At 71.1% G+C, this 25,586-nt stretch carries 27 protein-coding genes and 2 pseudogenes; 13 read left to right on the plus strand and 16 right to left on the minus strand.

All coding sequences use genetic code 11. The annotated features are described in order from the left end of the window. Nucleotides 1-238: 238 nt before the first annotated feature. Entirely contained in the window at nucleotides 239-2,311 is a 2,073-nt protein-coding gene (locus IF09_RS0112435; RefSeq protein WP_234320964.1) for a trehalose-6-phosphate synthase, read from the minus strand. A 32-nt stretch (nucleotides 2,312-2,343) separates the two neighbouring features. Then, nucleotides 2,344-2,562, minus strand: a complete 219-nt coding sequence (locus IF09_RS0112440) for a hypothetical protein (protein WP_030294887.1) — start codon at nucleotides 2,560-2,562, stop codon at nucleotides 2,344-2,346. A 316-nt stretch (nucleotides 2,563-2,878) separates the two neighbouring features. Here IF09_RS0112440 and IF09_RS0112445 point away from each other — a divergent pair, with 316 nt between their 5' ends. Next, nucleotides 2,879-3,184: a hypothetical protein gene (locus tag IF09_RS0112445; protein ID WP_030294888.1), complete on the plus strand. Its 306-nt coding sequence runs from the start codon at nucleotides 2,879-2,881 to the stop codon at nucleotides 3,182-3,184. A 327-nt stretch (nucleotides 3,185-3,511) separates the two neighbouring features. Here the strand turns inward: IF09_RS0112445 and IF09_RS46920 are convergent. The 3 genes and pseudogenes from IF09_RS46920 to IF09_RS40115 all read right to left on the minus strand — a co-directional run. Further along, nucleotides 3,512-3,762, minus strand: a pseudogene (locus IF09_RS46920) (thioredoxin-disulfide reductase); the annotation flags it as partial. 46 nt (nucleotides 3,763-3,808) lie between these two features. Beyond that, on the minus strand, nucleotides 3,809-4,228 hold the full coding sequence (locus tag IF09_RS0112455) for an arsenate reductase ArsC (protein ID WP_030294890.1): 420 nt from the start codon (nucleotides 4,226-4,228) through the stop codon (nucleotides 3,809-3,811). Nucleotides 4,229-4,265: 37 nt separating this feature from the next. Then, the gene (locus IF09_RS40115) at nucleotides 4,266-4,790 is read right to left on the minus strand and encodes a three-helix bundle dimerization domain-containing protein (protein ID WP_234320966.1); all 525 of its coding nucleotides are present in this window, start codon (nucleotides 4,788-4,790) and stop codon (nucleotides 4,266-4,268) included. A gap of 76 nt (nucleotides 4,791-4,866) precedes the next feature. Here IF09_RS40115 and IF09_RS0112465 point away from each other — a divergent pair, with 76 nt between their 5' ends. From IF09_RS0112465 to IF09_RS0112480, 4 genes and pseudogenes are all read left to right on the plus strand, one after another. After that, on the plus strand, nucleotides 4,867-5,181 hold the full coding sequence (locus tag IF09_RS0112465) for an ArsR/SmtB family transcription factor (RefSeq protein ID WP_030294892.1): 315 nt from the start codon (nucleotides 4,867-4,869) through the stop codon (nucleotides 5,179-5,181). Between the two features lie 40 nt (nucleotides 5,182-5,221). Further along, a complete protein-coding gene (locus IF09_RS0112470) occupies nucleotides 5,222-6,016 on the plus strand; it encodes an aquaporin (protein ID WP_030294894.1) in 795 nt (264 codons plus the stop codon). Continuing rightward, nucleotides 6,013-6,159, plus strand: a pseudogene (locus IF09_RS44615) (NAD(P)-binding protein); the annotation flags it as partial. The gene IF09_RS0112470 and the pseudogene IF09_RS44615, both read left to right, overlap by 4 nt. Before the next feature lie 143 nt (nucleotides 6,160-6,302). Further along, nucleotides 6,303-6,671 carry a hypothetical protein gene (locus IF09_RS0112480; RefSeq protein ID WP_078613206.1) on the plus strand — a complete coding sequence of 123 codons (369 nt, stop codon included), beginning with the start codon at nucleotides 6,303-6,305 and terminating at the stop codon, nucleotides 6,669-6,671. A gap of 6 nt (nucleotides 6,672-6,677) precedes the next feature. Here IF09_RS0112480 and IF09_RS0112485 read toward each other — a convergent pair whose 3' ends face one another. Next, a complete protein-coding gene (locus tag IF09_RS0112485) occupies nucleotides 6,678-7,175 on the minus strand; it encodes a GNAT family N-acetyltransferase (protein ID WP_030294899.1) in 498 nt (165 codons plus the stop codon). Beyond that, nucleotides 7,172-7,540, minus strand: coding sequence for an ArsR/SmtB family transcription factor (locus IF09_RS0112490; protein WP_030294900.1), 369 nt, complete (start codon nucleotides 7,538-7,540; stop codon nucleotides 7,172-7,174). The genes IF09_RS0112485 and IF09_RS0112490 overlap by 4 nt, the downstream gene beginning before the upstream one ends. A 217-nt stretch (nucleotides 7,541-7,757) precedes the next feature. On the opposite strand from IF09_RS0112490, the gene IF09_RS0112495 reads away from it, so the two are divergent. Together IF09_RS0112495 and IF09_RS0112500 are read left to right on the plus strand one after the other, a co-directional pair. Further along, the gene (locus IF09_RS0112495; protein ID WP_030294902.1) at nucleotides 7,758-9,125 is read left to right on the plus strand and encodes an NAD(P)-binding domain-containing protein; all 1,368 of its coding nucleotides are present in this window, start codon (nucleotides 7,758-7,760) and stop codon (nucleotides 9,123-9,125) included. A gap of 3 nt (nucleotides 9,126-9,128) precedes the next feature. Beyond that, on the plus strand, nucleotides 9,129-10,397 hold the full coding sequence (locus IF09_RS0112500; RefSeq protein ID WP_051832372.1) for an MFS transporter: 1,269 nt from the start codon (nucleotides 9,129-9,131) through the stop codon (nucleotides 10,395-10,397). Between the two features lie 552 nt (nucleotides 10,398-10,949). Here IF09_RS0112500 and IF09_RS0112505 read toward each other — a convergent pair. Next, nucleotides 10,950-12,125, minus strand: coding sequence for a GntR family transcriptional regulator (locus tag IF09_RS0112505; RefSeq protein ID WP_030294906.1), 1,176 nt, complete (start codon nucleotides 12,123-12,125; stop codon nucleotides 10,950-10,952). Nucleotides 12,126-12,266: 141 nt separating this feature from the next. Between IF09_RS0112505 and IF09_RS45580 the strand changes: the two genes are divergently transcribed. After that, nucleotides 12,267-12,419, plus strand: coding sequence for a hypothetical protein (locus IF09_RS45580; RefSeq protein WP_158709953.1), 153 nt, complete (start codon nucleotides 12,267-12,269; stop codon nucleotides 12,417-12,419). Between the two features lie 402 nt (nucleotides 12,420-12,821). On the opposite strand, the gene IF09_RS0112515 is transcribed toward IF09_RS45580, so the two are convergent. Next, nucleotides 12,822-13,319: a hypothetical protein gene (locus IF09_RS0112515; RefSeq protein WP_030294908.1), complete on the minus strand. Its 498-nt coding sequence runs from the start codon at nucleotides 13,317-13,319 to the stop codon at nucleotides 12,822-12,824. A 413-nt stretch (nucleotides 13,320-13,732) separates the two neighbouring features. Next, on the minus strand, nucleotides 13,733-14,182 hold the full coding sequence (locus tag IF09_RS0112520; protein WP_030294910.1) for a nuclear transport factor 2 family protein: 450 nt from the start codon (nucleotides 14,180-14,182) through the stop codon (nucleotides 13,733-13,735). A gap of 307 nt (nucleotides 14,183-14,489) precedes the next feature. Here IF09_RS0112520 and IF09_RS0112525 point away from each other — a divergent pair, with 307 nt between their 5' ends. After that, on the plus strand, nucleotides 14,490-15,521 hold the full coding sequence (locus tag IF09_RS0112525; protein ID WP_030294913.1) for a sulfotransferase family protein: 1,032 nt from the start codon (nucleotides 14,490-14,492) through the stop codon (nucleotides 15,519-15,521). An 87-nt stretch (nucleotides 15,522-15,608) separates the two neighbouring features. Here IF09_RS0112525 and IF09_RS0112530 read toward each other — a convergent pair whose 3' ends face one another. Both IF09_RS0112530 and IF09_RS0112535 read right to left on the minus strand, forming a co-directional pair. Then, on the minus strand, nucleotides 15,609-16,040 hold the full coding sequence (locus tag IF09_RS0112530; RefSeq protein WP_030294916.1) for a hypothetical protein: 432 nt from the start codon (nucleotides 16,038-16,040) through the stop codon (nucleotides 15,609-15,611). Nucleotides 16,041-16,356: 316 nt separating this feature from the next. Further along, nucleotides 16,357-17,019, minus strand: a complete 663-nt coding sequence (locus IF09_RS0112535) for a lysophospholipid acyltransferase family protein (RefSeq protein ID WP_030294917.1) — start codon at nucleotides 17,017-17,019, stop codon at nucleotides 16,357-16,359. 623 nt (nucleotides 17,020-17,642) lie between these two features. Between IF09_RS0112535 and IF09_RS0112540 the strand changes: the two genes are divergently transcribed. Together IF09_RS0112540 and IF09_RS0112545 are read left to right on the plus strand one after the other, a co-directional pair. After that, on the plus strand, nucleotides 17,643-18,203 hold the full coding sequence (locus IF09_RS0112540) for a hemerythrin domain-containing protein (RefSeq protein ID WP_030294920.1): 561 nt from the start codon (nucleotides 17,643-17,645) through the stop codon (nucleotides 18,201-18,203). 65 nt (nucleotides 18,204-18,268) lie between these two features. After that, complete coding sequence (locus tag IF09_RS0112545) at nucleotides 18,269-18,454, plus strand: hypothetical protein (RefSeq protein ID WP_030294921.1); 186 nt, start codon at nucleotides 18,269-18,271, stop codon at nucleotides 18,452-18,454. A 201-nt stretch (nucleotides 18,455-18,655) separates the two neighbouring features. Here IF09_RS0112545 and IF09_RS0112550 read toward each other — a convergent pair whose 3' ends face one another. After that, nucleotides 18,656-19,540 carry an MBL fold metallo-hydrolase gene (locus tag IF09_RS0112550; protein WP_037634671.1) on the minus strand — a complete coding sequence of 295 codons (885 nt, stop codon included), beginning with the start codon at nucleotides 19,538-19,540 and terminating at the stop codon, nucleotides 18,656-18,658. 308 nt (nucleotides 19,541-19,848) lie between these two features. Here IF09_RS0112550 and IF09_RS0112555 point away from each other — a divergent pair, with 308 nt between their 5' ends. Continuing rightward, complete coding sequence (locus IF09_RS0112555) at nucleotides 19,849-21,243, plus strand: alpha/beta hydrolase family protein (protein WP_030294926.1); 1,395 nt, start codon at nucleotides 19,849-19,851, stop codon at nucleotides 21,241-21,243. Nucleotides 21,244-21,268: 25 nt separating this feature from the next. Here IF09_RS0112555 and IF09_RS0112560 read toward each other — a convergent pair whose 3' ends face one another. The 3 genes from IF09_RS0112560 to IF09_RS46325 all read right to left on the minus strand — a co-directional run bounded on the left by IF09_RS0112560 (nucleotide 21,269) and on the right by IF09_RS46325 (nucleotide 23,423). Continuing rightward, on the minus strand, nucleotides 21,269-21,706 hold the full coding sequence (locus IF09_RS0112560) for a VOC family protein (RefSeq protein WP_030294928.1): 438 nt from the start codon (nucleotides 21,704-21,706) through the stop codon (nucleotides 21,269-21,271). 181 nt (nucleotides 21,707-21,887) lie between these two features. Continuing rightward, nucleotides 21,888-22,535: a hypothetical protein gene (locus IF09_RS0112565; protein WP_158709954.1), complete on the minus strand. Its 648-nt coding sequence runs from the start codon at nucleotides 22,533-22,535 to the stop codon at nucleotides 21,888-21,890. Between the two features lie 624 nt (nucleotides 22,536-23,159). After that, entirely contained in the window at nucleotides 23,160-23,423 is a 264-nt protein-coding gene (locus IF09_RS46325) for a lipoyl protein ligase domain-containing protein (RefSeq protein ID WP_051832374.1), read from the minus strand. Nucleotides 23,424-24,268: 845 nt separating this feature from the next. On the opposite strand from IF09_RS46325, the gene IF09_RS0112580 reads away from it, so the two are divergent. Further along, on the plus strand, nucleotides 24,269-25,501 hold the full coding sequence (locus tag IF09_RS0112580) for a GNAT family N-acetyltransferase (RefSeq protein WP_030294936.1): 1,233 nt from the start codon (nucleotides 24,269-24,271) through the stop codon (nucleotides 25,499-25,501). The last annotated feature ends 85 nt before the right edge of the window (nucleotides 25,502-25,586 follow it).

Raw genomic sequence — 25,586 nt, forward strand, 5'->3', positions numbered from 1 at the left:
TCGCAGTCTTCCGACGTTCGGGCGGGGCACCGCTCACCGCGGTCACCCCCATCGGTAGTGGCCGTTTTCAGCCACGTCCAGGCGGTGCAGGCCAACTCCGACGCGGCGGCCTAGGAGTGTCGTCGAAGTTCCGTCTGGCCGGCGGGCGGACGACGCCACTTCGACGACGCCCCCTCGTTCGCGGCGGACAAGCGGGAGCGTGGGCTCCTTCCAGCCGGCAGTGTCCGAGGGGGCCCCTTCAGCGCGTCCCCGTCTGCGGGGCAGCGCTGGCACGGATGGCGGAGATGACCGTGCGCGCCCAGTCGGCGGGGTCAGGGGTATCCAGCAGGGCCGCCAGACGGGCGATATGGGTAGCGCGTTCGTCCACCGGCATGGCCAGCGCGGTGCGCAGGGCGTCGACCAGGTCATGCGGAAGCAGTGGGTCGGTCAGTACGGCCGCGGTGCCCAGGTGCTGGGCGACTCCCGCGTGGCGGGAGAGGATCAGGACGCCCGGGCGGTGGGCGGCGTGGTGTGCGGTGATGTACTCCTGGGCGGTGAGGTTCATTCCGTCGGCGAGCGAGGTCACCCAGAAGACGTCGGCCTCGAGGTATTGGTCGACGACTTCGGTGAAGTCGAGGGTGTGGGGGACGTACTCGACAGGCTGCCAGCCGGCAGTGCTCCACCGCTGGTTGATGTAGGTGATGGCGTTCTCGAGTGCGGTGCGGGTCGTGTCGTAGGCGTGGATGCCGGGCTCGGGCGGTGGACAGATCAGGCGGTAGCGGACGTGTTGCCGGAGAGTGGGCTCTTCGGCGAGGAGGGTGTCCAGCGCGCGGATCTTGTGGACGGGGGCTTTGGCGTAGTCGAGGCGTTCCACCGACAGCACCAGCTGGATGCCGTCGTTCTCGTGGTGCGTTCGGGACCCGGCCCGGGAGCGGGAGCGTGCGAGGTGGGTGACGGCGGGGCGGTCGATGCCGAGGGGGTGCACGCCGATGTTCGGGGCGGGCACCGCGGTGCCGGCGAGGAGCCGATGGAAGTTGTCGGCGCAGTCGGGGGTGTGGAAGCCGGCCCAGTCCAGGCGGGCGAGTGAGTCGCGCAGCTGGTCGGCTGCCGGGATGCGGCGGAAGACGTCGGGGTGGGGGAAGGGGGTGTGGTGGAACAGGCCGATGGTCAGGTCGGGGCGGTCGGCCTTGAGGGCGGCGGGTACGAGCCAGAGGTTGTAGTCGTGGAGCCAGACCGTCGCATCCTGTTCGGCGAGGGAGGCGATGTGCCGGGCGAAGGCGGTGTTGACGGCTTCGTAGTCGGCCCAGTGCGCGCGCCGGTGCCGGATGAGCTCGGGCTGGGACATCAGGGCCGGCCAGAGGGTCTCCTTGCATGTGCGGTGGAAGTAGCCGGCCCACCGGTCGGGGGGCAGTGGCAGGAGGGACAGCGTCGGGACGCCGTCAGTCCGGGGCGGTGCAGGCGCAGGTGCTGCGCCGACGTGGGCGGCGGCCCATACGGCGTCCAGGTGCTCGTCGGCCAGAGCGGCCTGCAGGGTCGGCAGAATGCCGTTGGGGCTGGAGGGCGGCCGCCATGCTCCGTCGCGCCAGCACACGGGCGGGCGGTGGTAGCCGACCACCACCGAGCGCTTCGGCGGCCGGCCCAGGAGCTCGATCCCCTGCAGCACGGCGGCCGCTCCGTCGAGGGCCGAGTGGTGGATGCGGTCACTGGCAGGGACCTGCGCGGTCAGCGCGGGTTCCGCGTTGGCGACCACAACGGCGGGCGTGCCCAGGCGGAACAGCGAAAGGTCGTTGAGGGAGTCCCCGGCCACCAGCATCGTCTGCCGGGGCCAGCCGAGCGTCTGGGCGAGGAGCTCCAGCGCACGTCCCTTGCCGGCTCTGGGCGGCAGGACGTCGAAGTACCGGCCCGAAGAGTACGACCAGGAGCATCCCAGCGCCTCCACCGCACGGATCAGCTCGTCGGACAGGGCCGCGGGGGCAAGATGGAAGGAGCAGCGGCCTTCCTGGGGTACCTCCTGGTACACCAGGTGCGGGAAGGCCTCCAGCGCAGCCCTGACCCGTCCGGCGCCCGGCCATCCAGCGCGCAGCCGTGCCTCCAGGGGTCGGGCGTGCGCCATGCGGGCGGCGTCGACGATGGTGGACCCGACGTCGGCGATGATCCAGTGCGGGGGCGGCAGGAGAGGGTCGTCGCGCAGCAGGGCCCGGACCGATGACAGGCCGCGGCCGGTCGCGAAGACGACCGTGATGTCCGGGTCCATGTTCAGGGCGTCGAAGAGCCGCCGCCGGTCGTGCGGGCTCCCGCCCAGCAGGGTGCCGTCCAGGTCGGCGGCCAGCACCCTGAGTGCGCCTGACGATGCGCTGCGGGCCCTCACCACGCGGGGTCGTGGGTCACCGGGTCGATCACACGCGTCCCCTCACAGGCATCGGCATCCGGCGGCTCCGGCGGGGCGTCCCGCAGGTTCCGGATCGCCTGACCGAGCCGCGCCGTACGCACGTCCGTGCTGTCCAGGAGCCGGGTCACCAATTCCCCGGGCGCCTTGAGTGCGGAAGCCACCAACTCATCGATGACAGGACCGGTCTGGGACACAGCACCTCCTACAGAACGGGGCAGCAGGGGTCGGCCTCTAGGGGGTGGACACAGGGGAAACCCATCAGGCGCCGCACATCCTTTTCCTGACCATATATGCAGTTGCTGCTCACCGGGGCGCGTCCGGCCGTGCCAGGGCGAACTGGACGGCCTACTTGGCCGAGAGGTGACGTTCTGCACGCGGACGCCTGGCCCTTCTCGGCCCTTCTCGGATGGACGCCCTGGAGTGCACCGACGATGCCGGCGGCTTAGCTTCGCAGTGCGGTGCCGCGTGCCGTCCGGCCGCGGCGCGTCCAGGCAGTCGAGAGGACACTCCATGGCAGTCGTGATGACCTTTTCCTGGCCCGAGATCACGCCCGACGTGTACGACGCGGTTCGCCAGAAGGTGCGCTGGGAGGAGGACGCACCGGACGGGTGCGTGCTGCACTCCGCCTGGTTCGTCGACGGCGGCCTCAACGTGATGGACATCTGGGAGTCGGAGGGCCACTTCAACCGGTTCATCGAGGCCAGGGTCGCCCCCGTACTCAAGGGCGAACTGGGCGTGCAGAGCGACCCCGAGCCGCAGTTCTACCCCCTGCACCGGCGCTTCGTCGCCCCTGGCGTCAGCGGCGGCGGCTCCTGACGTAGTCCTTCCGCGCCAGGCGAAGCGCACGTGGACGAGGACGGTGCGGTCGTCGGCGGGTTCGGGGAACCCGCGGGTGGGGGTGTTGAACAGGAGCGTCACCTCGGCGTGCTTCGACTCGCCGACGAAACCCAGCTCGGGCGCGTCCTGGCGGGATCGGGCTCGAGGTGTTCTCGGCCCACCCGCGGGTCGTGGGTCTCGCCGGGTTCGGCCCGTGCCTGATCGCCGCCTGCCACCTGGACCGGGTCGGCCGCCGGCATCCGTACGGCAAGACCCGCACTCGGCGCCTGCGCGTGGTCCGTCAAGAACCCGGGTTCGACGAGGCGTGGTGGCGCACCAGGACACCCCGCGCCCGGAGAGCTCGTCTCCCTTCGGGTTGAGCTTGCGGCAGCCGGAGTTGACCATGAGGTCGGGCCCGTCGATGCCGTCGCGGAAGCCGGGGAAGTGCTTCACCGCGGCGGTCGTGGTGAGGGAGCCGCCGACGAAGACGGAGCTGCCGAAGAGCAGGGGCTTCAGCGGCGCGCGGGCGGTGTAGAGGGCGGCGGTGCATCCGGCGGGGCCGGAGCCATGACGGTGATGTTGCGGACGTCGTCGGCGGGGGTCGTCTCGGTCTCCTGTTGTGCCTCAGGCCTTCGACTTGGCGTCGATCTCGGTGATCAGGCCCTCGATGAGGCCCTTGATCTCGTCGCGGATGGGGCGGACGGCCTCGACGCCCTGGCCTGCCGGGTCTTCGAGCTGCCAGTCGAGGTAGGTCTTGCCGGGGAAGTACGGGCAGGCGTCGCCGCAGCCCATGGTGATGATGTAGTCGGATGCCTGGGCGGCCTCGGGGGTGAGGACCTTCGGCTTCTGGTCGGAGATGTCGATGCCCAGTTCGGCCATGGCGGCGACGGCGGAGGGGTTGATCTGCTCGCCGGGCACGGATCCGGCGGAGCGGACCTCGACGCGGTCGCCGGCGAGGTGGCGCAGGAACCCGGCCGCCATCTGGGAGCGGCCCGCGTTGTGGATGCAGACGAACAGGACGGAGGCGGCAGGAGCGGTGGACATCTGTTCTTCCTTGGGGTGAGGCGACTGCGGTGGGGCTTCAGGGGGCGAGCTGGGTGAGCAGCTCGGTGATGTGGGCGTCGATGGCGTCGCGGATGCCGCGGACGCCGGCGATCGGCGCTCGGTCAGCGGCTTGGGGTACACATCGGCGAGGATCGAGCCGGCCCCGGTGAGTGCCTGGGCGATGTGCGGTTCCACCGCGTCGGCGAGGTGGATGCCTGCCCGCGGAGGAGACGGTGACGCGCTCGCCCGCCCGGGGGGCGAGGAGCGCGGCGGCCATCGGGGAACGCCCGGCGTTCTCGCTGCACACGACCAGCACCCGGGTCGGGCCGCTCGCCAGCCCCTGGGTGTGGGCGAGGGCGTCCAGGCGCTCGGCGGTCAGCCGTTCCGCCAGCACGAACAGGTGCGTACGGGTCCGCGCCTGCTCGGCAAGACGTGTGGAGGAGTCGGCGAGCAGGCCCAGCACGATTTCCGGCGAGAAGTGGCCGGCGTATCGGGTGGCGAGGCGGGCTGCCCCTGCGGTCAGGCGTTCGTCCGGCAGGAGGGGTGAGGAGGGCGTGGGCATGGCGATCCCGTTCAAAGGAGCCAGTAAGGTCAGCTCGGACTGGTGTCAGCCCCAGCTGATGTGACAGTATCAGCCCATGATGACGTCAGTCGACACTGATCTGATCCGGGTTCTGGCCGACCCGCTCAGGCTCAAGATCGTGACCCTCCTCGCCGAGGAGACGCTCTGCACCACCCACCTCGTGGAGGAGACGGGCGCCAAGCAGACGAACCTCTCCAACCACCTGAAGGTGCTGCGCGAGGCCGGGGTCGTGGATACGGAGCCATGCGGGAGGTTCATCTACTACCGGCTGCGCCCGGAAGTCATCGAAGCCCTAGCCGGTCAGTTCGCCGACCTCGCCCAGACCGCGCGTGCCACCGCCGAAGCGAACCTCAAGCGGTCCTGCCCATAGCCTTCCGCGCTTTGCCTCACCTCCCCGAGGAGAACCCGCCTTGACCGCCACCGAGCCCGTCGGCACCGCCGCCGCAGCGGACACCGTCGTAGCCGCCGACGCGCCCCGGCCCGCACCCGGCGCGACCCCGCCCCGCGCCCCCCTGATCGCCCGTGCCACCGCCGAGCTGGTCGGCACCGCCGCCCTCGTCGCCGTCGTGGTCGGCTCCGGCATCCAGGCCACCGAGCTGACGCAGGACGTGGGCCTGCAGCTGCTGGCCAACTCCACCGCCACGGTCTTCGGGCTCGGCGTGCTCATCGCTCTCCTCGGACCGGTCTCCGGCGCCCACTTCAACCCGGCAGTCACACTCGCCGAGTGGTGGACCGCCCGCCGCGGCGGCGCGGGAGTCAACGGGCGCGAGCTCGCGGTTTACGTGCCTTCCCAGATCGCGGGCGCGATCGCCGGCGCGATCCTGGCGGACGCGATGTTCGGCGAGCGGCTGGTGAAGTGGTCCACCCACGACCGCTCCGCCGGAAACCTCCTCCTCGGCGAGGTCGTCGCCACCGCCGGCTTGATCCTGCTGGTCTTCGGCCTGGCCAAGACCGACAGGCTCCGCTTCGCGCCGGTCGCGGTCGCCTCCTACATCGGCGCCGCCTACTGGTTCACCTCCTCCACTTCCTTCGCCAACCCGGCCGTCACCATCGGGCGCACGTTCACCGACACGTTCGCGGGCATCGCCCCGGCCTCCGTGCCCGGCTTCATCGCCATGCAGCTGGCCGGAGCCGTGGTGGGCCTGGCCCTGGTGGCGGTCATCTTCATGCGCGGCAACACGGACAGCGGGACACCTTCGGCATGACGCAGCGCACCGAGGTGGTGGTGATCGGCGGCGGCCAGTCCGGGCCCGCCGCCGGCTACCACCTGCGCCGTCTGGGCATCGAGCACGTCATCCTCGACGCCCGGACGGCACCCGGCGGGGCCTGGCAACACACCTGGGACTCCCCACGCCGTTCTCCGCCCCGCAGCTGCCGCAGGCCCCGGCCGGCAGCGACGGCACCAACGTCCACCGTGTACTTCGCATCGTGCTCGAGGACATCGGTCTCACTCCGCTCGGCGAGGCGCCGACGTAACCCAACCGCTTCACCGTGCTCTCCGAGCTCGACCGGCTCCCCGTAGCAGCCAGGACGGAGTGGGGTCACCTGCTGCTGGACATGCTCCGCGATGTCCCGGGAGTACCCGAGGGCCACGGCAAGTGGCGCTTCCGGCGCCTGCTCGACGCGGACAGGACACACCCGCTCATCGTCGGCGTCGCCACCTGCTCCGACCGCACCATCCGGGTCGCCTTCACGGCCTACGCGCAGCTTCGCCACCACGAAGTCACCACACGCACAGGCCGGACCGAAGAGTCCTCGGCCCTCGGAGTGCCGCTCACCCCCGCCCCGGAGGAGGTCGGCCTTGGGACACCAGCACCGTGCGCGTCCACGGAGAGCTCGGCATCCCGCGGCTTGCCCTGACCGCTCTCACCCCCCCACCTTCGGGCTGCGGCGCTCCAACAGGACGACGTCGCGCCACACGCCGTGGTGACGGCCGATCCGCTCGCGGGTGCCGAGGATCCGGAAGCCGGCCCGTGCATGGACGGCGAGGCTGGCGGTGTTCTCGGGGAAGATCCCGGACTGGATGGTCCAGATGCCCGCGGTCTCGGTCGAGGAGATCAGCGCGTCCAGGAGCGCGCGGCCGACGCCGCGGCCACGCGCGGCGGGATGGACGTAAACGGAGTGCTCGACCACGCCCGCGTACGCGCACCGGTCCGAGACCGCGCTCGCCGCGACCCAGCCCACCACACGGCCGTCGTCGACGGCGACGAAGCGGTGGCCGGGCAGCTTGGCCTTGTCGAACGCGGCCCAGTCGGGTGCCTGCGTCTCGAAGGTCGCGTTGCCCTCGTCGATCCCGGCCTGGTAGATGCCCAGCACCTGCTCGGCATGCTCGGGCCGCAGCGCCTCGATCCGCACCGCGGTCACGCCGGCTTCGCGGCGCCGGCCAGCAGCGCGCCCATGGCGGCGAGGACGGACGGCTCGACCCGGTAGTACACCCACGTCCCGCGGCGCTCGGAGGAGAGCAGGCCTGCCTCCTTGAGCTTCTTCAGGTGGTGGGAGACGGTGGGCTGGGATACGCCGACGTCGGAGATGTCACACACGCACGCTTCTCCGCCCTCGTGCGAGGCGACGGCGGAGAACAGGCGCAGGCGCACGGGGTCACCGAGGGCCTTGAACATCTTCGCGGCGACCTCGGCTTCCTCGGCCGACATGGGCCGCTCGTCCAGCGGCGGACAGCAGGCCGCGACGGGATCGGGCTCCAGGAGCGGCAGAACCTTCGAATTCGACATACGCCTATGTTGACATACGTCGAACTAGAGCGGCAGGGGTTGACCTGCGAGCGCGTGCGCGGCAGCGAGGCCGGCCTGGCCCCTCCGATACGGACTACGTCCACACGCCCCACAACAACACCGTTTCGATGAATGTCTATGTTGACGCACATCGAAACAGGTGTAATGCTGGCAGCGCAATCCATCGACAGGCATCGAAACAACCAGGGAGCCGATCGTGAACGCGCCAGCCATCACCGACCTGCCCGTCGTCGTCATCGGGGCCGGCCCGGCCGGTCTCGCGGCCGCCGCCCACCTCACCGGCCGCGGCATCGAACCCCTCGTCCTGGAAGCCGGCCCGGTGGCCGGAGCCGCGGTCCGCGAGTGGGCGCACGTACGGCTCTTCTCCCGCTGGGCCGAGCTCGTCGACCCCGCCGCCGAGAAGCTCCTGGCCCCGACCGGCTGGGCCAAGCCCGCCGCGGACACATACCCCTCCGGCGGGGACTGGGCCGACCTCTACCTCCAGCCCCTCGCCGACGTCCTCGGCGAGCAGGTGCGCTACGGCGCGACCGTCACCGGCGTCTCGCGCACCGGCCGCGACCGCGTCGTCGACGCCGACCGCGAGGCCCAGCCCTTCGTCGTCCACTACGAGAGTGCCGACGGGCGCGAGCAGCGGGTCCTGGCCCGCGCCGTCATCGACGCCTCCGGCACCTGGTCCACCCCGAGCCCGGCCGGTGGCAGCGGCCTTGCCGCCCTGCACGAGAAGGCCGCCGCGGACCGGATCACGTACCGGGTCCCGGACCTGAAGGACCCCGCCGTCCGTGCCCGCTACGCGGGCAAGCGGATCGCGGTCATCGGCTCCGGCGCCTCCGCCTTCACCGCTCTCGCCTACCTCGCCGATCTCGCCAAGTCCGAGGACGGCAAGGGCACCCACGCCACGTGGATCCTGCGCCGGGGGATCTCAGGCTCCACCTTCGGCGGCGGCGAGGCCGACCAGCTCCCCGCCCGCGGCGCCCTCGGCCTCGCCGCCAAGGCGGCCGTCGACAACGGGTACGCGGACGCGGTCACCGGTTTCCGCACGGACGCCGTCGAACGCGACGGTGACGGCCGCGTGGTCCTGGCCGGTGAGGACGGCCGCCGCCTGGACCCGGTCGACGAGGTCATCGTCCTCACCGGCTTCCGTCCCGACCTCGGCTTCCTGGACGAGCTGCGTCTCGGTCTCGACGAACGCCTGCAGGCCCCGACCGCGCTCGCTCCGCTGATCGACCCCAACCAGCACTCCTGCGGCACCGTCTACCCGCACGGCGTGGGCGAGCTCTCCCACCCGGAGAAGAACGTCTACCTCGTCGGCATGAAGTCCTACGGCCGCGCCCCCACCTTCCTCGCCATGACCGGCTACGAACAGGTCCGCTCCATCGCCGCCCACCTCGCCGGCAACCGCGAAGCCGCCGAGCGCATCGAACTCACCCTCCCCGAGACCGGCGTGTGCGGCGGCGCGGGCCTCTTCGACGAGCCCGAGGCCGCCGAGGCGACCGGTGGCGGCTGCTGCGCAGCCCCGGCCACCCTCACCATCGGCAGCGCGCCCGCCTCCTCCGGCGTCTGCTGAACCGTGCCCGAGACCCAGGCCAGCGTGGCCGCGACCGGAACAGGGGACCGGTCGCGGCCACGCGCCGTCCTGCCCGCCCTCTGCCTCACGCAGATCACCAGCTGGGGCATCGTCTACTACGCCTTCCCCGTCCTCAATCCCGCCATCACCGCCGACACCGGCTGGAGCGCGGGAGCAACCACCGCAGCGTTCTCCGCCGCCCTCGTCGTCTCCGCCACAGCCGGGATCTACGTCGGCCGCGTCCTGGACCACCGTGGGCCCCGCACCGTCATGACCGCAGGCTCCGTCCTGGGCGCCCTGAGCCTGCTGGTGATCGCCGCAGCCCCCAACCTGCCCCTCTTCTTCACCGGATGGCTGCTCGCCGGGGCAGCCATGGCCGCCACCTTCTACCAGCCCGCCTTCGCCGCCCTCACCCGCTGGTGGGCCCCCGATCACATCCGCGCACTCACCATCGTCACCCTCGCCGGCGGACTCGCCTCCACCGTCTTCGCACCCCTGACCGGGATACTCGCCGACCACATGTCCTGGCGCGCCACCTACGTGGTACTCGCCGGGATCCTCGCCGCCCTGACCGTCCCAGCCCACGCCCTGGCCCTGAAAGCGCCCTGGCCACCGGCCCCGCCGAGCCCTCCGCACCTTACCGGCGGCCACGAGCAAGTCGTGCGCAGCCGGGCTTTCCGGATGCTGGCCGCCGCCTTCACCCTCTCCGCGTTCGCGATGTACGCCGTCGTCATCGGCCTCGTCCCCCTCCTGCTCGAACGCGGCTACACCACCACCCAGGCCGCATGGGCACTCGGGCTCGGCGGCGCGGGCCAAACCCTCGGCCGCACCCTGTACGCGACCCTCGCCCGCCACCTGGGCGTCACCGCCCGCACCGTCACCCTGATCGCACTCGGCGCCCTCACCACCGCGGCCCTCGGGGCCGTGGCCGGCCCGTATCCCCTACTCCTTGCGGCATCCGTCCTCGCCGGGGTGATCCGAGGCAACCTCACCCTCCTCCAGGCCACCGCCGTCACCGACCGGTGGGGCACCACCCACTACGGCCGGCTCTCCGGACTCCTCGGCGCACCGGCCCACGCCGCAGCCGCCCTCGCCCCCTTCGCCGGCGCGGTCCTGGCCGGACCCCTCGGCGGCTACCCCGCGCTCTTCACAGTGCTCGCCGCGCTGTCGATCACTGCCGCGGTCACAGCCCTCGCAGCCCGCCCCCACAGCCAGGAGGGAAGCACTCACCCGAACCGGCCACAGCGCCACACGTTGCAGCCACCACGGTGACCACTCCGCGCGCTGAGCTGCACAGACTCCCCGCCTTCCGCCTCGCGCCACACCTGCTCCCCCGGAGAAGCCGCTCTGCACGCCATGCCGACAGGCCCGGCAGGAGCCGCTCGCCCGCCCCTGACCGTGACCGAACCCGCACCACCGCCCGCACCGATCAAGCCGCGAGCCCCGCGCAGCTGCGTCCCGTCCCCGGCGTCCACCTCAGCGTCGTGCCCAGGGGGCGGCGGGCGCCGGGCGGTGGCGGGGGAGGATCCCCAAGCAGGTCGCGGTCTTCACCACCACGGCGGGTGACCGGCCCGCCAGGCGGTCGAGGGCCTGGCTCATCCGTTGTCCACGACCCGTCCCGCATCGCGTGTCGCGTGAAACCCTTCCGTCCCGTGCGAGTTGTCACGTGTCCCTGGAAGAAGTTGTCGGTACTGCCGCCTCGAAGTGGTCCGTACCGCCGCAAAGTTGTCCGGTGGAGAACCCAACAACCCTGGGGAGCACTCACCACTTGTCTGGTGAGCGTCATGACAACTCGGTGCGCCGCGGTCCGCCGGGTACCGTCGGTCAGACGACCCTGGTGCCACCGCCCTGCCGCGAGGTCACGAGGCCGCTGTTCGCCAGGAGACTCAGGGCTCGTCGTACGGTGTCGCGCGAGACCACGAACTCATCGCACATCGCGGCCTGGGTGGGGAGCCGGTCCCCACGACCGTAGTCGCCCTGGCGGATCCGGTCGAGGAGTGCGGCCGCCACCTTCATGTACTCCGGGCTCCTGCTGGACCGCGCCTGGCGGTACCAGCTGTCCGGGTCTTCGGCCAGGCGGTCGGCGACGACGTCCGGACGGACGGCCTCGTCGTCAGGGCGCACCTGATCGCGCGCCGACCGCAGCAGCTCGTCGCCCTCGTCGAGCACTTCCCGCATCCGGTTCAGGGCGGCGGCCCGGTAGGCGAAGTCGGTGGGCATCCGCAGGATCAGCTGCTGCTCCTCGCGCTCGACCGGTCCGCCGTATCCGGGCGGGCTGGTGGCGCCGACGCGGTGCGCCGCCAGTTCCACGGTGAGGTCGTGGATCCGCCGGGCCGCCTCGTCGGCGAGCGCCTGGGCGTCGTCGCGTTCCCGCTCGGCCCGGATACGGGCGGCCACGGCCTCCACGTGCTGCTCGCGCACGGCAGCAATCTCCTCCGTGAGCTCCGCGACCCGCTGTCGGTCGGCGGAGCCGGCGGCCAGGGCGTCGCGCCGGCGGGTGTAGTCACTCATCTGGTTCGTGGTCTGGCCGAGCATGGCGTAGAGGACCAGGGCCACCTTCTGGGCGTTGTCGCGGGCCAGAATGCTGTCCGCGTATGCCTGTTGGAGCCGGGTCATCTCGCCCTGGACCGCGATGACCCGGTTCTGGGCGGCGATGACAGCGGCAGCGCCGGAACCGGTGGCAGCCGGGGTGGCCCAGATCTCCTGGATCGCCGCCCGGCGCCGGGCGGAGACCCCGTAGCTGTCGGAGCACGCGTCCGCGAGGGCCTCTGCGGTGCTGTCGGTGAGACCGACGCCCGCGAGCCAGTCGTAGAGCTGGTGCCGGCTGGGAAGGGTGTGGTCGGCAAAGTGCTCGGGCGTCAGTGCGCGGGCCAGGTCGGAGACCCGCAACCCCTCCTCGTCGAGCCAGGTACGCAGCGCGCCGGCCAGCTTGTTGGCCCGTTCGCTGGTGCCCCGCAGCGAACCCCAGGGACGGCCGTTGCGCCGCGCGCTCTCTGCCACCCGCCCCCCTTGTCCCGGACAACCCGCACTCCGGCGGGAGTTGTCCGGGACAAGCCCCCGCGCTCGGTGCACCCCCATCCGATCCGGGCCACGGTCAGGGTGTCAACCCAGTCGCTCCGATCGGCCTTCCGGGAGTCACCGATGAACACCAACGACCGCACACCGCAGGACCGCACCCCCGAGGATCGGGCCCACGGCCTGCGCGTCCGGGCCGCCCTGACCCTCACCGGTGCCGTGCTCTCCGGAATCGCCCGGGCCGTCGCCTCCTGGGCCCTGTCCCTTCTGGAGGGGTGAGGGAAGGCAGTGCGGAGCTCCGCAGTACGCCGGGCGCGCGCTCGGTGTGGACCCTTGGCCTGGGCATCAGTGCCGACAGCGCTTGGGCCGGCCGTCGGTCGCGGCCGCGCGGCTGTTGGCCGTGGCCGTATGTGGAGGAGCGGGAACTCGACCACGGCGAGATGGTGGTTGGGGTTGGACCTGTCCTTGAGCGGGGTGCGGGCGCAGGGGGTACCGGCCGGTCCGGCCTTGGGAGCGGGCCCGTTCCTCGTAGGCGCGCAGAAGGTCGCGCACCAGCCCATCCCCCGACGAACACCGCGACGGGCGGCGCCCCCACACGCACACGTTCACACGCGGCGACGCCACCGGCTCGGGTGTGCCGCGAGCCTGCGGTTCACCCTCAGGGCCGGCGGGGCGCGCCGCTCAGTCGTCGGCGATCTGCAGGGCCAGCGCGAAGTGCTCGCCGTCCGTCCCCGCGAGCAGGCTGTCGAACAGCGGGGTGAGCCCGTTGACGGCGCCGCAGCCCGCGTCGTGGTTGGTCCACCAGCTTCCCTCCGGCCCGAGCAGGGAGACCACCCGGTCCGCCACGCGCTCGGCGGCCTCGGCAGGCATGTGCCGGTGGTCCGGCCATACGAGGTCGACGGCCGCGACCCCGGCGAGGAACGCGGCGGCCTCGTGCGTCTCCAACGGTTCCAGGGCGGCACAGATCTGCGGGACGGACGGCGGGGCGTACCGGGGGATGAAGCGCTGCCAGGCCTCGTCGGTCGCGGCCTCGGCCAGCAGGGCACGGATCCGGGCCGCCAGCTCCGGCAGGTCGGGTTCCGGCTCGGTGAACCGCCCGGCCGCCACGTACACCCGCGTCGGCGTGGACAGTTCCGCCATGCGCGCTTCCAGCTCGGCCAGATCCCCCGTGGACTTCACAGCGGCATTCTGCCCTGTGCCCCGGTCGGCGCCGTGGGAGAGGGAGGCCTGCATGGATGTGATCGAGCAGGTCGGCAGCAGGACCGGGGCCGTGGCCCTGCCGTCCGGCCCCGTTGTCAGGGATCGGATCCGGGTGTTCGCCCCTCGGCCGTTGCCGGGCTCGGGCATGCCGACCCAGGGCGGGGCAGTGCGCTCGCTCGCCGAGCGGGTGCCACTGCACGGCCGACGGGAGCCGAGTCGGGTTGGGTCGGTTGGGCAATTGCGCGGCCGGCGACGACGCCAACGGTAGGCGGCGACGGCACCGGCACTCGTCGGCACCAGACAGTCCAGCAGCTCACGGACGAACTCAAGGAGAGCTCAAAGCAAAGCTCGGCAAGCCGCGCACCGTGCGGCTGACCGGGAGCGCCGTGCGCTCACGGAGCACAAGCCTCGGCGATTGACAGGCTGTTCTCGTAGAGGTGGTGCCGGGTGATCCGGCCGTCCTCGACGGTGAGGCGCAACGCGAACGGGCCCTCGAAGGACTTCGCCGTCACGCGTACGGTCCCCGCCAAGTGTCCCGTCAAGACCGCGTCGGTGCCGTCAACGAGCAAGGTGTCGACGGAGGCGCGCGCATCCTCCGGCACGGTGTGCTCCATCAGCTCCGCGAACTGGGCGGCGCATTCTGCGGCGGTGGATCGCGGGCGGATCCACGGGGCGGCGGGGTTCTCGGCCAGCAACCAGTCGACCTCGTCGGCGAAAAGCGCGACGAGCCGCCTGATGTCCCCGGCCGCCCGGGCGGCGAGGAACTCCTGTACGACGGCCCGGGTGGCCTCGGCGACGGAACTCGCACGGGTGACTGAACTCGCTGTGGGTTTGGCGGGCATGGGACGCTCCTCGCGGCTGCGGCCGGATCCCGGCGGGGGTACCCGTCGGCGTGCTTGATCCTGCCGGTAGAGGTCAGGGCGGTCGATTACCCCGGGGGTAATGGGGTCCAGTAGTGGCTGGGCGTACCTTTCTTCGGCGAGGGCGAGGGCGAGGGCGAGGCACGGCGAGGGAGGCGAGATCCTCGGAGAGGAACAAGCCGGTCTCCCGGTCCCTCGTGCGGAGCGGCCGGGCGCCGCATCGTGGATACCGCGCCCCATCGGGGGAAGTGTCCTCGGACCGGAACGGTTCGTCGAAGGGGTTGACGATATGCGTGCTCTGAGCTTCGTCGTCGGTACGGGGCGCAGTGGGTCGACCGCGCTGTCGGGCATCCTCAGCGCGCATCCGGACGTGCTCAGCTTGAACGAGCTGCTGTCGTCGGTGCAGAGCCGGGGCCTCCCCGAAGGCCTCCTCGGCGGCGGGGAGTTCTGGCGGCTCCTGGCCGATCCCAATCCCCTGTTCGAGCGGATGATCCGCAACGGGGTGCCCATGCCGGAATTCCTCTACACGCGCCGTCCCGGGCGCTTCGCGACCGAGACCACCGGGATCCCCGCCCTGTCCCTGATGGTCCTCCCGCACCTGACCGAAGATCCGGACGGTCTGTTCGACGAACTGGAGAAGCAGGTGTGCGGATGGCCCGGGCGGACCGCCGCCGGACATTACGAGGCTCTGTTCGACCTGCTGTGCGAGCGGTTCGGGCGTACGACCGTGGTCGAGCGGTCGGGCTATTCGCTGGACCGGGTGCCGCTGCTGCGGAGGACCTTCCCGCAGGCACGCTTCGTCCACCTCTTCAGGGACGGGCCCGATTGCGCCCTGTCCATGAGCCGGCACACGGGCTACCGGCTGATCTTCCTGCTGCGGGAGATCCTCGCCCGGACCGGCGCCGAGCGCGTCGAGGACCTGACCGAGAAACAAGTCCGCTCCCTGCCGCCTGAGCTGTCGCCACTGCTGACCGAGCGGTTCGACCCCGCACTGGTACTGGACCGCGAGCTGCCGACGGCGGGCTTCGCGGCGCTGTGGTCGGAGCTCGTCGTGCGGGGTGTGGCCCTTCTCGAGGACGTGCCCGCGCCGATGCGGACCACGCTCTCCTACGAGGACCTCCTCGAGGACCCCCGCCGGGAACTGACGCGCTTGGCAGACTTCATCGGTGTCGAGCCGCTCCCGCAATGGCTCGACACCGGGACCGCGCGCCTGGACGGCAGCCGGCGGGGCACCTCCCGGCGGCTGCCTGCGGCCGAACTCGCGGCACTGCGGGAGGGGTGTGCCCTCGGGGAACGGGCCCTGGCCTGCACACACGGGTGATACCGGCCGCCACGCAGCCGCCGCGCGAGGGCCGGTATGCGATTGCCGTTGATCCCGGCCCGGCTGCGGCGTCCTCACCGGGGTGCGTCAGGATGCGGGGCACATGGTCGCGCGCAATGCGACGTTGATGGCTTTGCCCTGACCGTCGGTGAGCGGGTGGGCATCGTTGCCGAAGCGCTGTGCGGCGGAGTGGTCTACGTTTTGAGCCCCGCCGTTGAGCGCAGAGCATTGGTTGCGGCCTGCGTCGATTGCCTTGTCGGGATCCGCGGCAGCGTTCGCCGCGACAGCCTTGATTGCTGCGAGGTACGCCTCGCGCTCTGCGCCGGTGGGCTTCGGCGGAATGCCGTTCGCGGGCTTGCCGGCCGATGCGGTCGCCGACTCGTCGGGCTTGGGCGCGGTCGTGGTGACGGTCGGCGGCGTGCTGGGTGCGGCCTTGTTGTCGCTGCTGTCCCCACAGGCGGTCAGCGTCGCGGCGAGCGTTGCCGCGACGAGAACGGCGATGGCCATCGTGCGCTTCATGGTTCCCCTTCGTCCCGTGTGCATGTCGCCTGTGTGACACGCGGGCGGGACGGGAGGTTGTACGCGGTGGCTCCCCGTTGATGCCGCCGCCGCAGAGTCGCCGGCGCCCGGCAGGCCGTCGAGCGGGACGGGGACGTGGCCTGACGGGCCAGCCGCTCTCCCGCACTCGGCGGCCGGGGGCTTGATCAGTCGTCCTCGAGTCGCTGGAGATCGCGGGCAACTCTTCGGTATGGATCAGCCCGGCGATCACGTTGGCCAGCCTGTCGGTCTAACGGTACGTCGGCTGAACGGTACGGCGGCTGGTGGGCGCTGCGGACTACGCAGCGAGCGCCGCGCTCTCCCCGAGGTGGGCGGCCGCGGTGCGCCAGGCGCCGGTGACCGCGGTCCGGGCCCTCGTCGTGCACACCTGGTGGTCGCCGATCAGCTGAAGCGGAGCTCCCACGTGCACGTGCAGGTCTGGACGGCGCAGCGGTGCGGTGGCGAGCCCCGCGAGTTGTTTGGCGACGCTGCCGGAGGTGATGCGGCGGGCGCCGGCCTGGCCCACGGGGACGACCGGCGCGGCCGTGCGCTCGGCGAGGCGGGCGAGACCGCTTCGGAAGGTACCGGGGGCGGCCTCAGCGGCGTCCGTACGGCGTGGCAGGCCACCCTCCGCGTAGATGAGGACCAGCCGCCCCTGTGCAAGAGCATCCGTAGCGGCGTCGAGAGCGGCCGCGGCCCGCGCGTCCCCGCGGAACACCGGGATGTGGCCCCCGCCGGCGAGGGCGCGGCCGAGCAGCGGTACGCGCCAGAGGCCGGCGGCCGCCATGACGACCGGCTCGACGCCGAGGCGGTGCAGAGCAGCGAGCACGATGGCGGGATCCGCGAGCGAGGTGTGGTTCGCGGCGATGATGCTGCCCGGCGCGAGCACGGTGTCGGCGTCGGTGGTCACCGACAGACGCCCGAAGGCGGGCACCATGATGTCGGCGATGCTGCTGAGCATGGAAGATCTCCCGGTCTCGACGGTGGTGATCCTCATCGTCGGGTGACCGGTGCCGCTGGAGCGTGAGTCTTCGTACTCATCTTGGCCTGCCCACCGTACCCAGCATGAGTGCCGGCGCCCGCCTGGTCCCCGGCCGGGGGCGCGGGTGCGTCCCTCGCAGGCTTGCGGGAGGCTGCCCGCACACCCGCCGGTCCTCGCCGGCAGGAGGCGCCGGCACGGGGGCGCCCGCCGCGTCGCGGCTCACCGCGGCGATTCCTTTGTCCGCGGACCTGCACCTCGAAGCCGAACCCCTCGTACGCCCGGTCCTCGACTCCCGCCTGGAGCTGCTTCGCGGGCTTGGCATCCCGAACAGCTGCACTGGCAGAGCACGGGCTACGCGCGCGCGGTACGGATCGGCCTGGGCGCGGACAGGCCGATCACGACCTGGTCGCTCGGGCGGCTGCTGAAGTGCAGAAGCGGCCGCGGATGAACCACCCGCCTTCCGCCCGGCAGGGGCCCCGGCGCAAGGCAGCTGCCTGCTCCAAGCGGGTGAGGCGCCCCGTGCGCCCGAGCGCCTGCCGGTCCGGCGGGGAAGCGATCGGGTCGGGCCGCAGCAGCCCGACCCGAACACACATGGAGGCGACATGGGACACGGCGGGAATGTGATCGACGAGCTGATGGCCGACCACCGGGAGGTGGAGGAGATGTTCAGCCGTCTCCAGGCCATGACGGGCACCGGGCAGGAGCTCCGCGATCTCATCGACGAGATCACCATCGAGCTGGTGCGGCACTCGGTCGCCGAGGAGCAGTACCTCTACCCGGCGGTACGCGAGCACGTCGAGGGCGGCGGGCGCATGGCGGACAAGGAGATCGAGGATCACAGTCGCGTCGAGAAGATCCTCAAGCAGCTGGAAAAGATGAGCACCGACGACGGGCAGATCAGCCCGCTCCTCCAGCAGCTGATGGAAGAGGTCGCCACCCACGTCCAGGACGAGGAGACCAACCTCTTCCCGATGCTGAAGAGGGCCTGCACCCCCCAGCAGCTGGACGATCTCGGTGACAAGATCCGCCGCGCCAAGGCCACGGCGCCCACCCGCCCGCACCCTGCCGCACCGAGCAGTCCCACGGCCAGCAAGCTCCTCGCACCGGGCGCCGGCCTGGTGGACCGGGCGCGCGACTTCGTGACCGGCCGCGGCAAGTCCTGAACCCCCATCCAGGGCGGCGGGCCCGCAGGCATGCTTCCGGGCCCGCCGCCCTGGACCACGGTGACGTGCGTCATAGCGGAGCGGCGCAGCTTCGCGCCGCAGCTCGCTACTTCTGGGCCCACGACCGGTCCTGGGTCCTGTGCACGGACCACGACATGTGGGCCACTAAGCTCGCCGGCCCGGCCCCACTCGTCGAAGCCCTCCTCGCAGACCCGGAGATCGAGGCCGTACGGCTGCCCTGGGCCCACTGATTCGACCGCCCGACGTGGCAACGGCCAGGCCGTGACGAAGCTCAGGCGGCTGCCCGCTCTGCCGTGGCCCTTCTGGCGTAGTCGTCAAGGAGTCGCGGTCACAGCCGTTTTCCAGAATCGCCATCAGTAGCGCGCTCACGTGCGCCTGCACCTGCGCCTGGACAGTCGTCACCGGTGAGCTCGATCGGCGACTGACACCCCTCACTGGGCATCAGTCATGGCCGGTGAGCCCTGGTAGACGAGGATGAACTCCCCGTAGGGGTGGGTGCCGTGACGGTCTGCCGTCTCGTCGAGGGCTCTGCGCAGGGTGTGCAGATGACCTGTGGTGAGCTGGAGCGGCGGCTCGTCGGGCTGGTACGTGGTGCCGCGGGGGTAGTCCTCGCCCGCCGTGGTGGTCATCTCGATGTGGCAGCCGAGGACATGGCGCACGGGCCGGGTGGCGCAGAAGTCCAGCAGCCGGTCGACGGTGGCCGAGTAGGCGGTCCGGTCCTCGATGTAGAGCCGCCCCGGATAGAGGGAGTCGCCGGTCAGCAGGAGGCCGGTGTGACGGTCGTGGAAGACCACTGCGGCCCGCTGGTGGCCTGGGCCGGGGATCACATCGAGGATGCGGCCGCCCAGGTCCAGTGCGCCGGTGCGGTGTGGCCAGTCGGGGAGGTCGAACGCGGCTGTGACCTCGTCCAGTCCGGGTCCCACGATCGTGGTGAGGGGCCGGTCCGCGAACTGCGGGTCCGCCGCGGTGTGGTCGCCGTGTCCGTGCGTGTGGGCGATCAGCAGCGAGTAGGCGCGCCTCGGATGGCGTTCCAGCCAGTCCGCGACGAGCCGGTCGACCGTCTCCCGCAGGGGGAAGTGGGCCGGGTCGGCGGACGCGCCCGTGTCGAGGAGCAGTGCTCTGTCATTGCCGAAGAGGAGGAAGAGGAACGGGGCTTCGTAGTGCACGGATTTGTTCTGGCGCAGGAGCACCGTGTGTTCGGAGTAGGCGTGGACCTGGATCTCCGGGGCCGGGTCGTGTTTCGGAGAGGGCCAGCCGGCGTGCCAGACGACGTCGAGACTGCCTGCGACCGGGGCGCCCCGGAGAAAATCGATCACGCGTCCAACCTACCCCTTGGCGTCGCGCGCGGGAGCGGGCCGTCGGAGCCCTGCGGGTGTCGTCCGCCACGAGCGCGATACCGCGCGGGCCGCCGGCCGGGGCTGTGCCCCCCGTCAGCCAGGAAGGGCCTCGGGGCGCTCGGGCGTGGGCCGGGGTGCTTCAGGCCGCCCGAACGGCGCAAGGGCGGTAGGTCGGGGCGGCGGGCTGAGACCTCCCTGTTCAGAGGCGGGCCCAGCAGCGGTCGGCTCGCTCCGCGCTGGACGGTCCGGGAGGTCGGAGTGCCGGTCCGGCTCTACGCTCCGGTGCCATGAGCCCCGTACACGGCGATCCGCACTCCGGACCCACGCGTCGCACCCTCCTCACAGCCGGAGCAGGAGCTGCGCTCCTGGCAGGCTGCGCCCCCGGCGGCGCCCCCGGCGCCCCGGCCGCGGCCACCAGCAGCTCGGCCGCCGCTGAGGGAGGCAACATCACCCCGGGCGCGATGACGCTGTTCAAGAACCCCGCGTACAACTTCAACGGACTCCTCGCGCTCGGGGCGTCGGGCGCCGGCTCCGCGGAGGTCGGCGAGGTCCTGACGGCCGTGAACGCGATCAACGGAGCCGGACTGACGGCGCAGTCGTACGTCAAGACGTTCCGCAGCCTCGGCGACCAGCTCATGGCGGCGCCCCCGGGCGCCCCCGCCGACGGCCAGACCAAGCGGTTCCGGGCCCTGCGCGCGGCCCAGTACTACGGCCAGGCGCTGTTCTTCGTCCTGGGTTCGGACGACCCCGGCAGCGAGGAGCAGCTCTACAAGGCGGGACGCGCCGCGTGGGACACCTTCTGCGACCTGTGCGAGCCAGCCCCGGTGAAGGCGAAGGTGCCCTACGGGACCACACCGCTGCCGGTGTGGTTCTTCCGGCCCGACACGTCCGGCGCTCCGCGCCCGACGGTGATCCTGACCAACGGCAGCGACGGCCAGAACGTGGACATGTGGACGTACGGCGTCCCCGCCGCGCTGGAACGGGGCTGGAACGCGCTCGTCTACGACGGACCGGGCCAGGGGCAACTGCTCTTCGTGGACCGTGTGGTGTTCACCCCCACCTGGGAGCGGGTCGTCACACCCCTCGTCGACTGGCTGGCGGCCCGCTCGGACGTGGACTCCCGCAAGATCGCCCTGACGGGCCTGAGCATGGCGGGCGACCTCGCACCGCGGGCCGCGGCGTTCGAGACACGCATCGCCGCCTTGGTCGCGATGCCGGGCTGCGTGGAGCCGTGGCTGGGCTTCCCGCCCGAGATCCGGAAGATCCTCACCCCAGACAAACAACAGACGAACGACATCTGGAACAAGGAAGTCGTCCCCGAACTACCCCCGGATGCGGCTGACGTGATGAAGAAGCGGTTCGAACCGTTCTCCGTGGCCGCGATGCTCGAAGCCCGCCAGGGCAAGCTGTTCACCGACTTCTACACCCCGGCCAACCGCGTCAAGGCGCTGTCCATCACCGACGTCGTCGGCCGTATCAAGGCGCCGACCCTGGTGCTCGATTACGAGGGCGAGCAGTTCTACCCCGGCCAGCCGCGGCGCATGTACGACGCCCTCACCTCGCCCAAGGACTACCTGAAGCTGACGGCGGCCCAAGGGGCGCAACTGCACTGCTCCCCCATGGCCCCGCAACTGCACTGCGAGGTCGTCTTCGACTGGCTCGACAAGACGCTGGGCTCGTAGGTGGGCGAAGTGGCCCGATCAGCCGTCAGTTCTTCTTCAGCTCTTCGGCGAGCATCACCAGGATGCCGCTGGGGCCGCGGAGGTAGGTGAGCTTGTAGACGTCCTCATAGGTCGCCACCCCGCGAAGCGGCCTGCATCCGTGCTTTGCGGCTGTCTCAAGGGCTTTGTCGATGTCGTCCACCGAGAAGGCGACGCGGTGCATGCCAATCGTGTGGGGACGAGTGGGCTCCGACTCGATCGCTTCGGGGTGGATGTACTCGAATAGCTCAAGGCGACCGTGACCGTCCGGCGTCTGGAGCATCGCGACGTTGGCGTGATTGCCGTCAAGGCCGACAGCGGTATCGGCCCACTCACCACTGACCGTGTCACGGCCGACGACCGTGAGGCCGAGGTCGGTGAAAAAGGAGATCGCTGCTTCGAGATCGCGCACGGCGATCCCGACGTTCTCAAGTTTGATGGCCATGCGTTGCATGCTATCGAGCCGGACCGATCGGGTGGTTCCGCCGAAGACGCAGCCGAGTGCCAGGGCGCCGTCACGGTCGACCGCGGCCGAAGACGGCAGCGACAGCGCCAGGCCCGGCCAGCGCGGCGCGGCCACCGTCATAACACGCGGGCCGCGCCGCCCTGCCCGGCTGGGGGATTGATCAGCCCCCGATGGGCCGGAAGATCCCGCCCGGAATGACCACCGGACGGTCGATCGCCTTGAAGCGGTACTCCATGTTCACGTCGTCGATCAGGAACGGCATCCGGTTCGCCGCGTCCTCGATCGCCATGAAGCTGATGTTCACCTTCTGCGGAGACGAGCCGTAGAAGGCGTCGGGCAGTGTGACCGTCACCTTCTCGTAAGAACCGTTCGTCCCGGCCTTGTTCATGCGGTCGTGCAGCTCATAGGGCGTGCCGTCCTCCGCCGTGGCCTCCACGATCAGCTGGCGGAAGCCGAAGCCGCTCGCCCCGCCGGAGACCACATCGCTGCGCACCCAGAACGAGAGCACCGGAACCCGGTACGCTGGGATCGTGACCTGCTGCGAGATGCGGCTTATGCCCGTCAGACCGTTGCCGCCCAGCTCCGCCTTGCCGGTGCCCGTGTGAGCCGGCCACCCGGAGGAGTTGTTGATGAGGTGCCCTGCGAACGGGGTCACCTTCTCGTTCCAGGACGCGTTGCCGCTCTCGAAGCCTGCATTCGCGATTTCGGACGTGCCCGCGCTGGCGTTCGGTGCGGCCATGAACATGCTCGTGGCCGCGACGGCGGTGGCGGCAGCGAGAATGCTCGCTCTCCGCGCTCTCTTTCTCATGGATCTCCTGGCTGTTTCTCGGTATCTCAACGAGGACGCGCCGCAACAGCCGACGGCCCGCCCTCGTACACCCCTGACGTCATGTCAGAGGATGCTGCGGTGGGCCACGCCCGAGGAGTCGGTGGTCAGCCATCTCAACCGCGGCGCACACTGTAACGCCTCGGTGTGACAATCCGACCTTGGGGCTGGCGAGCGCTGCTGTTGCGAGCCACCATCCGGGGTGCATCGGGCGAGACTTGCGCACTGCGGCTGTGGAGCCCACCGCCGGCCGAGGACCGGATCGGGCTGCATCAGCGGCGCGCACGGCTGGGCCCCGCGGGCAGGGCGGAGATCAGGCGGGCGCCCTGGGCCAGTTCCCACACACCGAAACGCCGGGGCAGTAGGCGTCGCCGACGGGCGTCACCCGCCCCCGCGACCGGGTGTCCATGCGGAGCTGGGTGATCGAGTCGAAATGGAACGCCGGGATGCGGTCGATCTCATGGCCGGCCGCTGAACGCCCGCCGAACCACCCGCCAACCAGGGATCTCCGGCTCGGTCGCAGGCCGAAGGTGTGACGGCTACCGCTCTGAACGGCGCCGCGATCGACTGCGCTCGGCGACCGAGACGCTCGCCGGATTTCGTACGTCAACGATCGGTCGAACTCGGCCCAGCAGCGCCCAAGGCGTCGGCCACAGCGTCCCGCACCTGCTCCTCCGTGGGGACCGGCGCGTCGAGGGTCACGGCCATGCGGGCCAGGGAGGTCATGCTCACGTCGGGCAGCCCGCATGGGGTGAACGCCGTAAAGGCATTCAGGTCGGGCGCGATGTTCAGGGCGAATCCGTGGCTCGTCACCCCGCCGCGGATCCGCATGCCGATGGACGCGATCTTCTCGTGTTCAGGTGTCCACACACCCTGAATCAGGCCACAGCCTCGGTATGCGGGACCTCTCCCAAGTCGATCCGCTCCGGCCACTGCTCTGCCAAGGCCGTTCCCCCCTTTTTCGATCACCACGATCTCCCGCACACAGGAAGATCAGCAGGCTCAAGATGGAGTGGCAGAGCGGCCTTTGGCAACCCTTCGACCGAGTCCGGCGCGGAAACCGACGCGGCAGCGGAGCCAGACGATTCTCGAGCCGAAGGGACAGGTTTCGACGCGATCGGGATCCACCCGGCGTTCGCGCTGCGGAAACGCGCGGCGGGGGCGTCGGTCGCGCACTGGAGCATCCCGCCGGGGTGCGGCCGCATCGGGCACGTTGCATCGGATGTGGGTGTTGTGCGCGACGAGCATGATGCGGGTATCGGGGGCGGATCGGTCGAGTAGCTTCAGCAGGCTGTCGGCGAGGCAGCGATCGCGGGCGGAGAGGTCAGCGGCGTCAGGTTTCCCCTCCGAACAGGCCGGCCATCGAGCCGGACCGGGGCCGGGGCGAGACCAGAGCCTCCTCCAAGTGGCTCGGATAGCGAGGGCAGTTCGGGCGTAGCGAATTGCGCCGGGGTCGATGTCGGCCAGGTACCGGACTACCGGTTCAAGCTCCGGGGCCAGCGAGCCGCCGGCCGCAGGGATGTCGAGTCCGGCGAAGTGGACCGGGCGCGTCGCTTAGAGGCGCCGTATGCGGAGGAGACGACCCAACGGCGCCAGATCGTCCACCGAGCCAGAAGGCCGCCGCCGAAATTCGCTTGCCCCTGCCACGGGTCAACGCTGCAATGTGGGCCTGACACCACGAGTCGTGGTGCCGGTGTCCCGAGGAGGCAGCAGCAATGGAGATCCGTCCCACGACCGACAAGGATCTCGACGTTTTCATCGACACAGTCCACGCCGCGTTCGGGCGCTTCCCGGAAACCCCGGTCGAGGGCGGCGGGCTCTGGTGGTCGGCGCTCGAAACGGACCGCTGCATGCTCGCCCTGACGACAGAAGGGCGGCCCGTGGGCACCGCGGCCACGTACTCCTTCGAGCTCACCCTGCCCGGTGCGGCCCTCGTCCCGGCCGCCGGGGTGACCGCCGTCGGCGTAGTGCCCTCGCACCGGCGCCAGGGCGTGCTCAGCGCGATGATGCGGCATCAGCTCGCCGAGCTGCGGGCCCGCGGGGAATTCCTTTCCGTGCTGCTGGCCTCTGAGGCCCCGATCTACGGCAGGTTCGGCTACGGACCGGCGACCTACACGGCGCGGCTGAAGGTGGCGCGCCACGAGGCCGCTCTCGCCGTTCCCCGGGCGCGCGAAGTGGCCGGCGCAGCAGCGACCGGCTCGGACAACGGCTCGGTCGAGGTGCTCCGTCGGGCCGAGTGCGGAGAGATCCTGGAAGAGGTCTACGACCGGTATCGCCGCGCCCAGCCCGGCGCGCTGTCCCGGCCGCACCGCTGGTGGGCCTTGCGCGCGGGGCAGCCCCCGATCTCGTCGGCGCCGCGCTACGTCGCTGTCCACCGTGACGCGGACGGCGTCCCGGACGGATATGCCAGCTACTTGATAGGCGAGTCCGAGACCTTGACGGTCGACGAGACGATCGCCACCGACGACGCTGTGTTCACGGCCCTGGCCCGGTTCGTACTCGGTCACGACCTGGTCTCTCAGGTCGTGTTCAAGCACGTCCCGCCCGAGCACCCGCTGCGCTGGCAGTTCGCGGACTTCCGCGCCGGTGAGGTGAGCGGCGACACCGACTGGCTGTGGGTACGGCTGCTGGACGTCCCGCGTGCGCTGACCGCGCGCGGCTGGTTCATGGACGGCGAGCTCGTCCTCGACGTCGACGACCCGTTCCTCGGCGAGCACGGCCGCTACCTGCTGACCGTCCGGGACGGCAAGGCCGACTGCGCCCCGACCGACCGGGAGCCCGACCTGTCCCTGGACATCAGGGACCTGGGCTCGGTCTACCTCGGCGGCACCGCCCCGAGCACCCTCGTGCGTGCCGGACACATCCGGGCCCACCGCCCGGGCGTGGCCACCCTCGCGGACGCCCTCTTCCGCTCCGAGCGCTCCCCGCACTGCCTGCACTGGTTCTGACCGCGCTCGCGACCCCGCACGAGTCCCGCTTCGCGTACGTCCGCAGGCACCGGACGCGGGGCCAGTACGCCACCCACGCAGAGCA

Origin of the sequence: Streptomyces katrae (assembly GCF_000717655.1) — a bacterium.
Taxonomy (GTDB): Bacteria; Actinomycetota; Actinomycetes; order Streptomycetales; family Streptomycetaceae; genus Streptomyces; species Streptomyces katrae_B.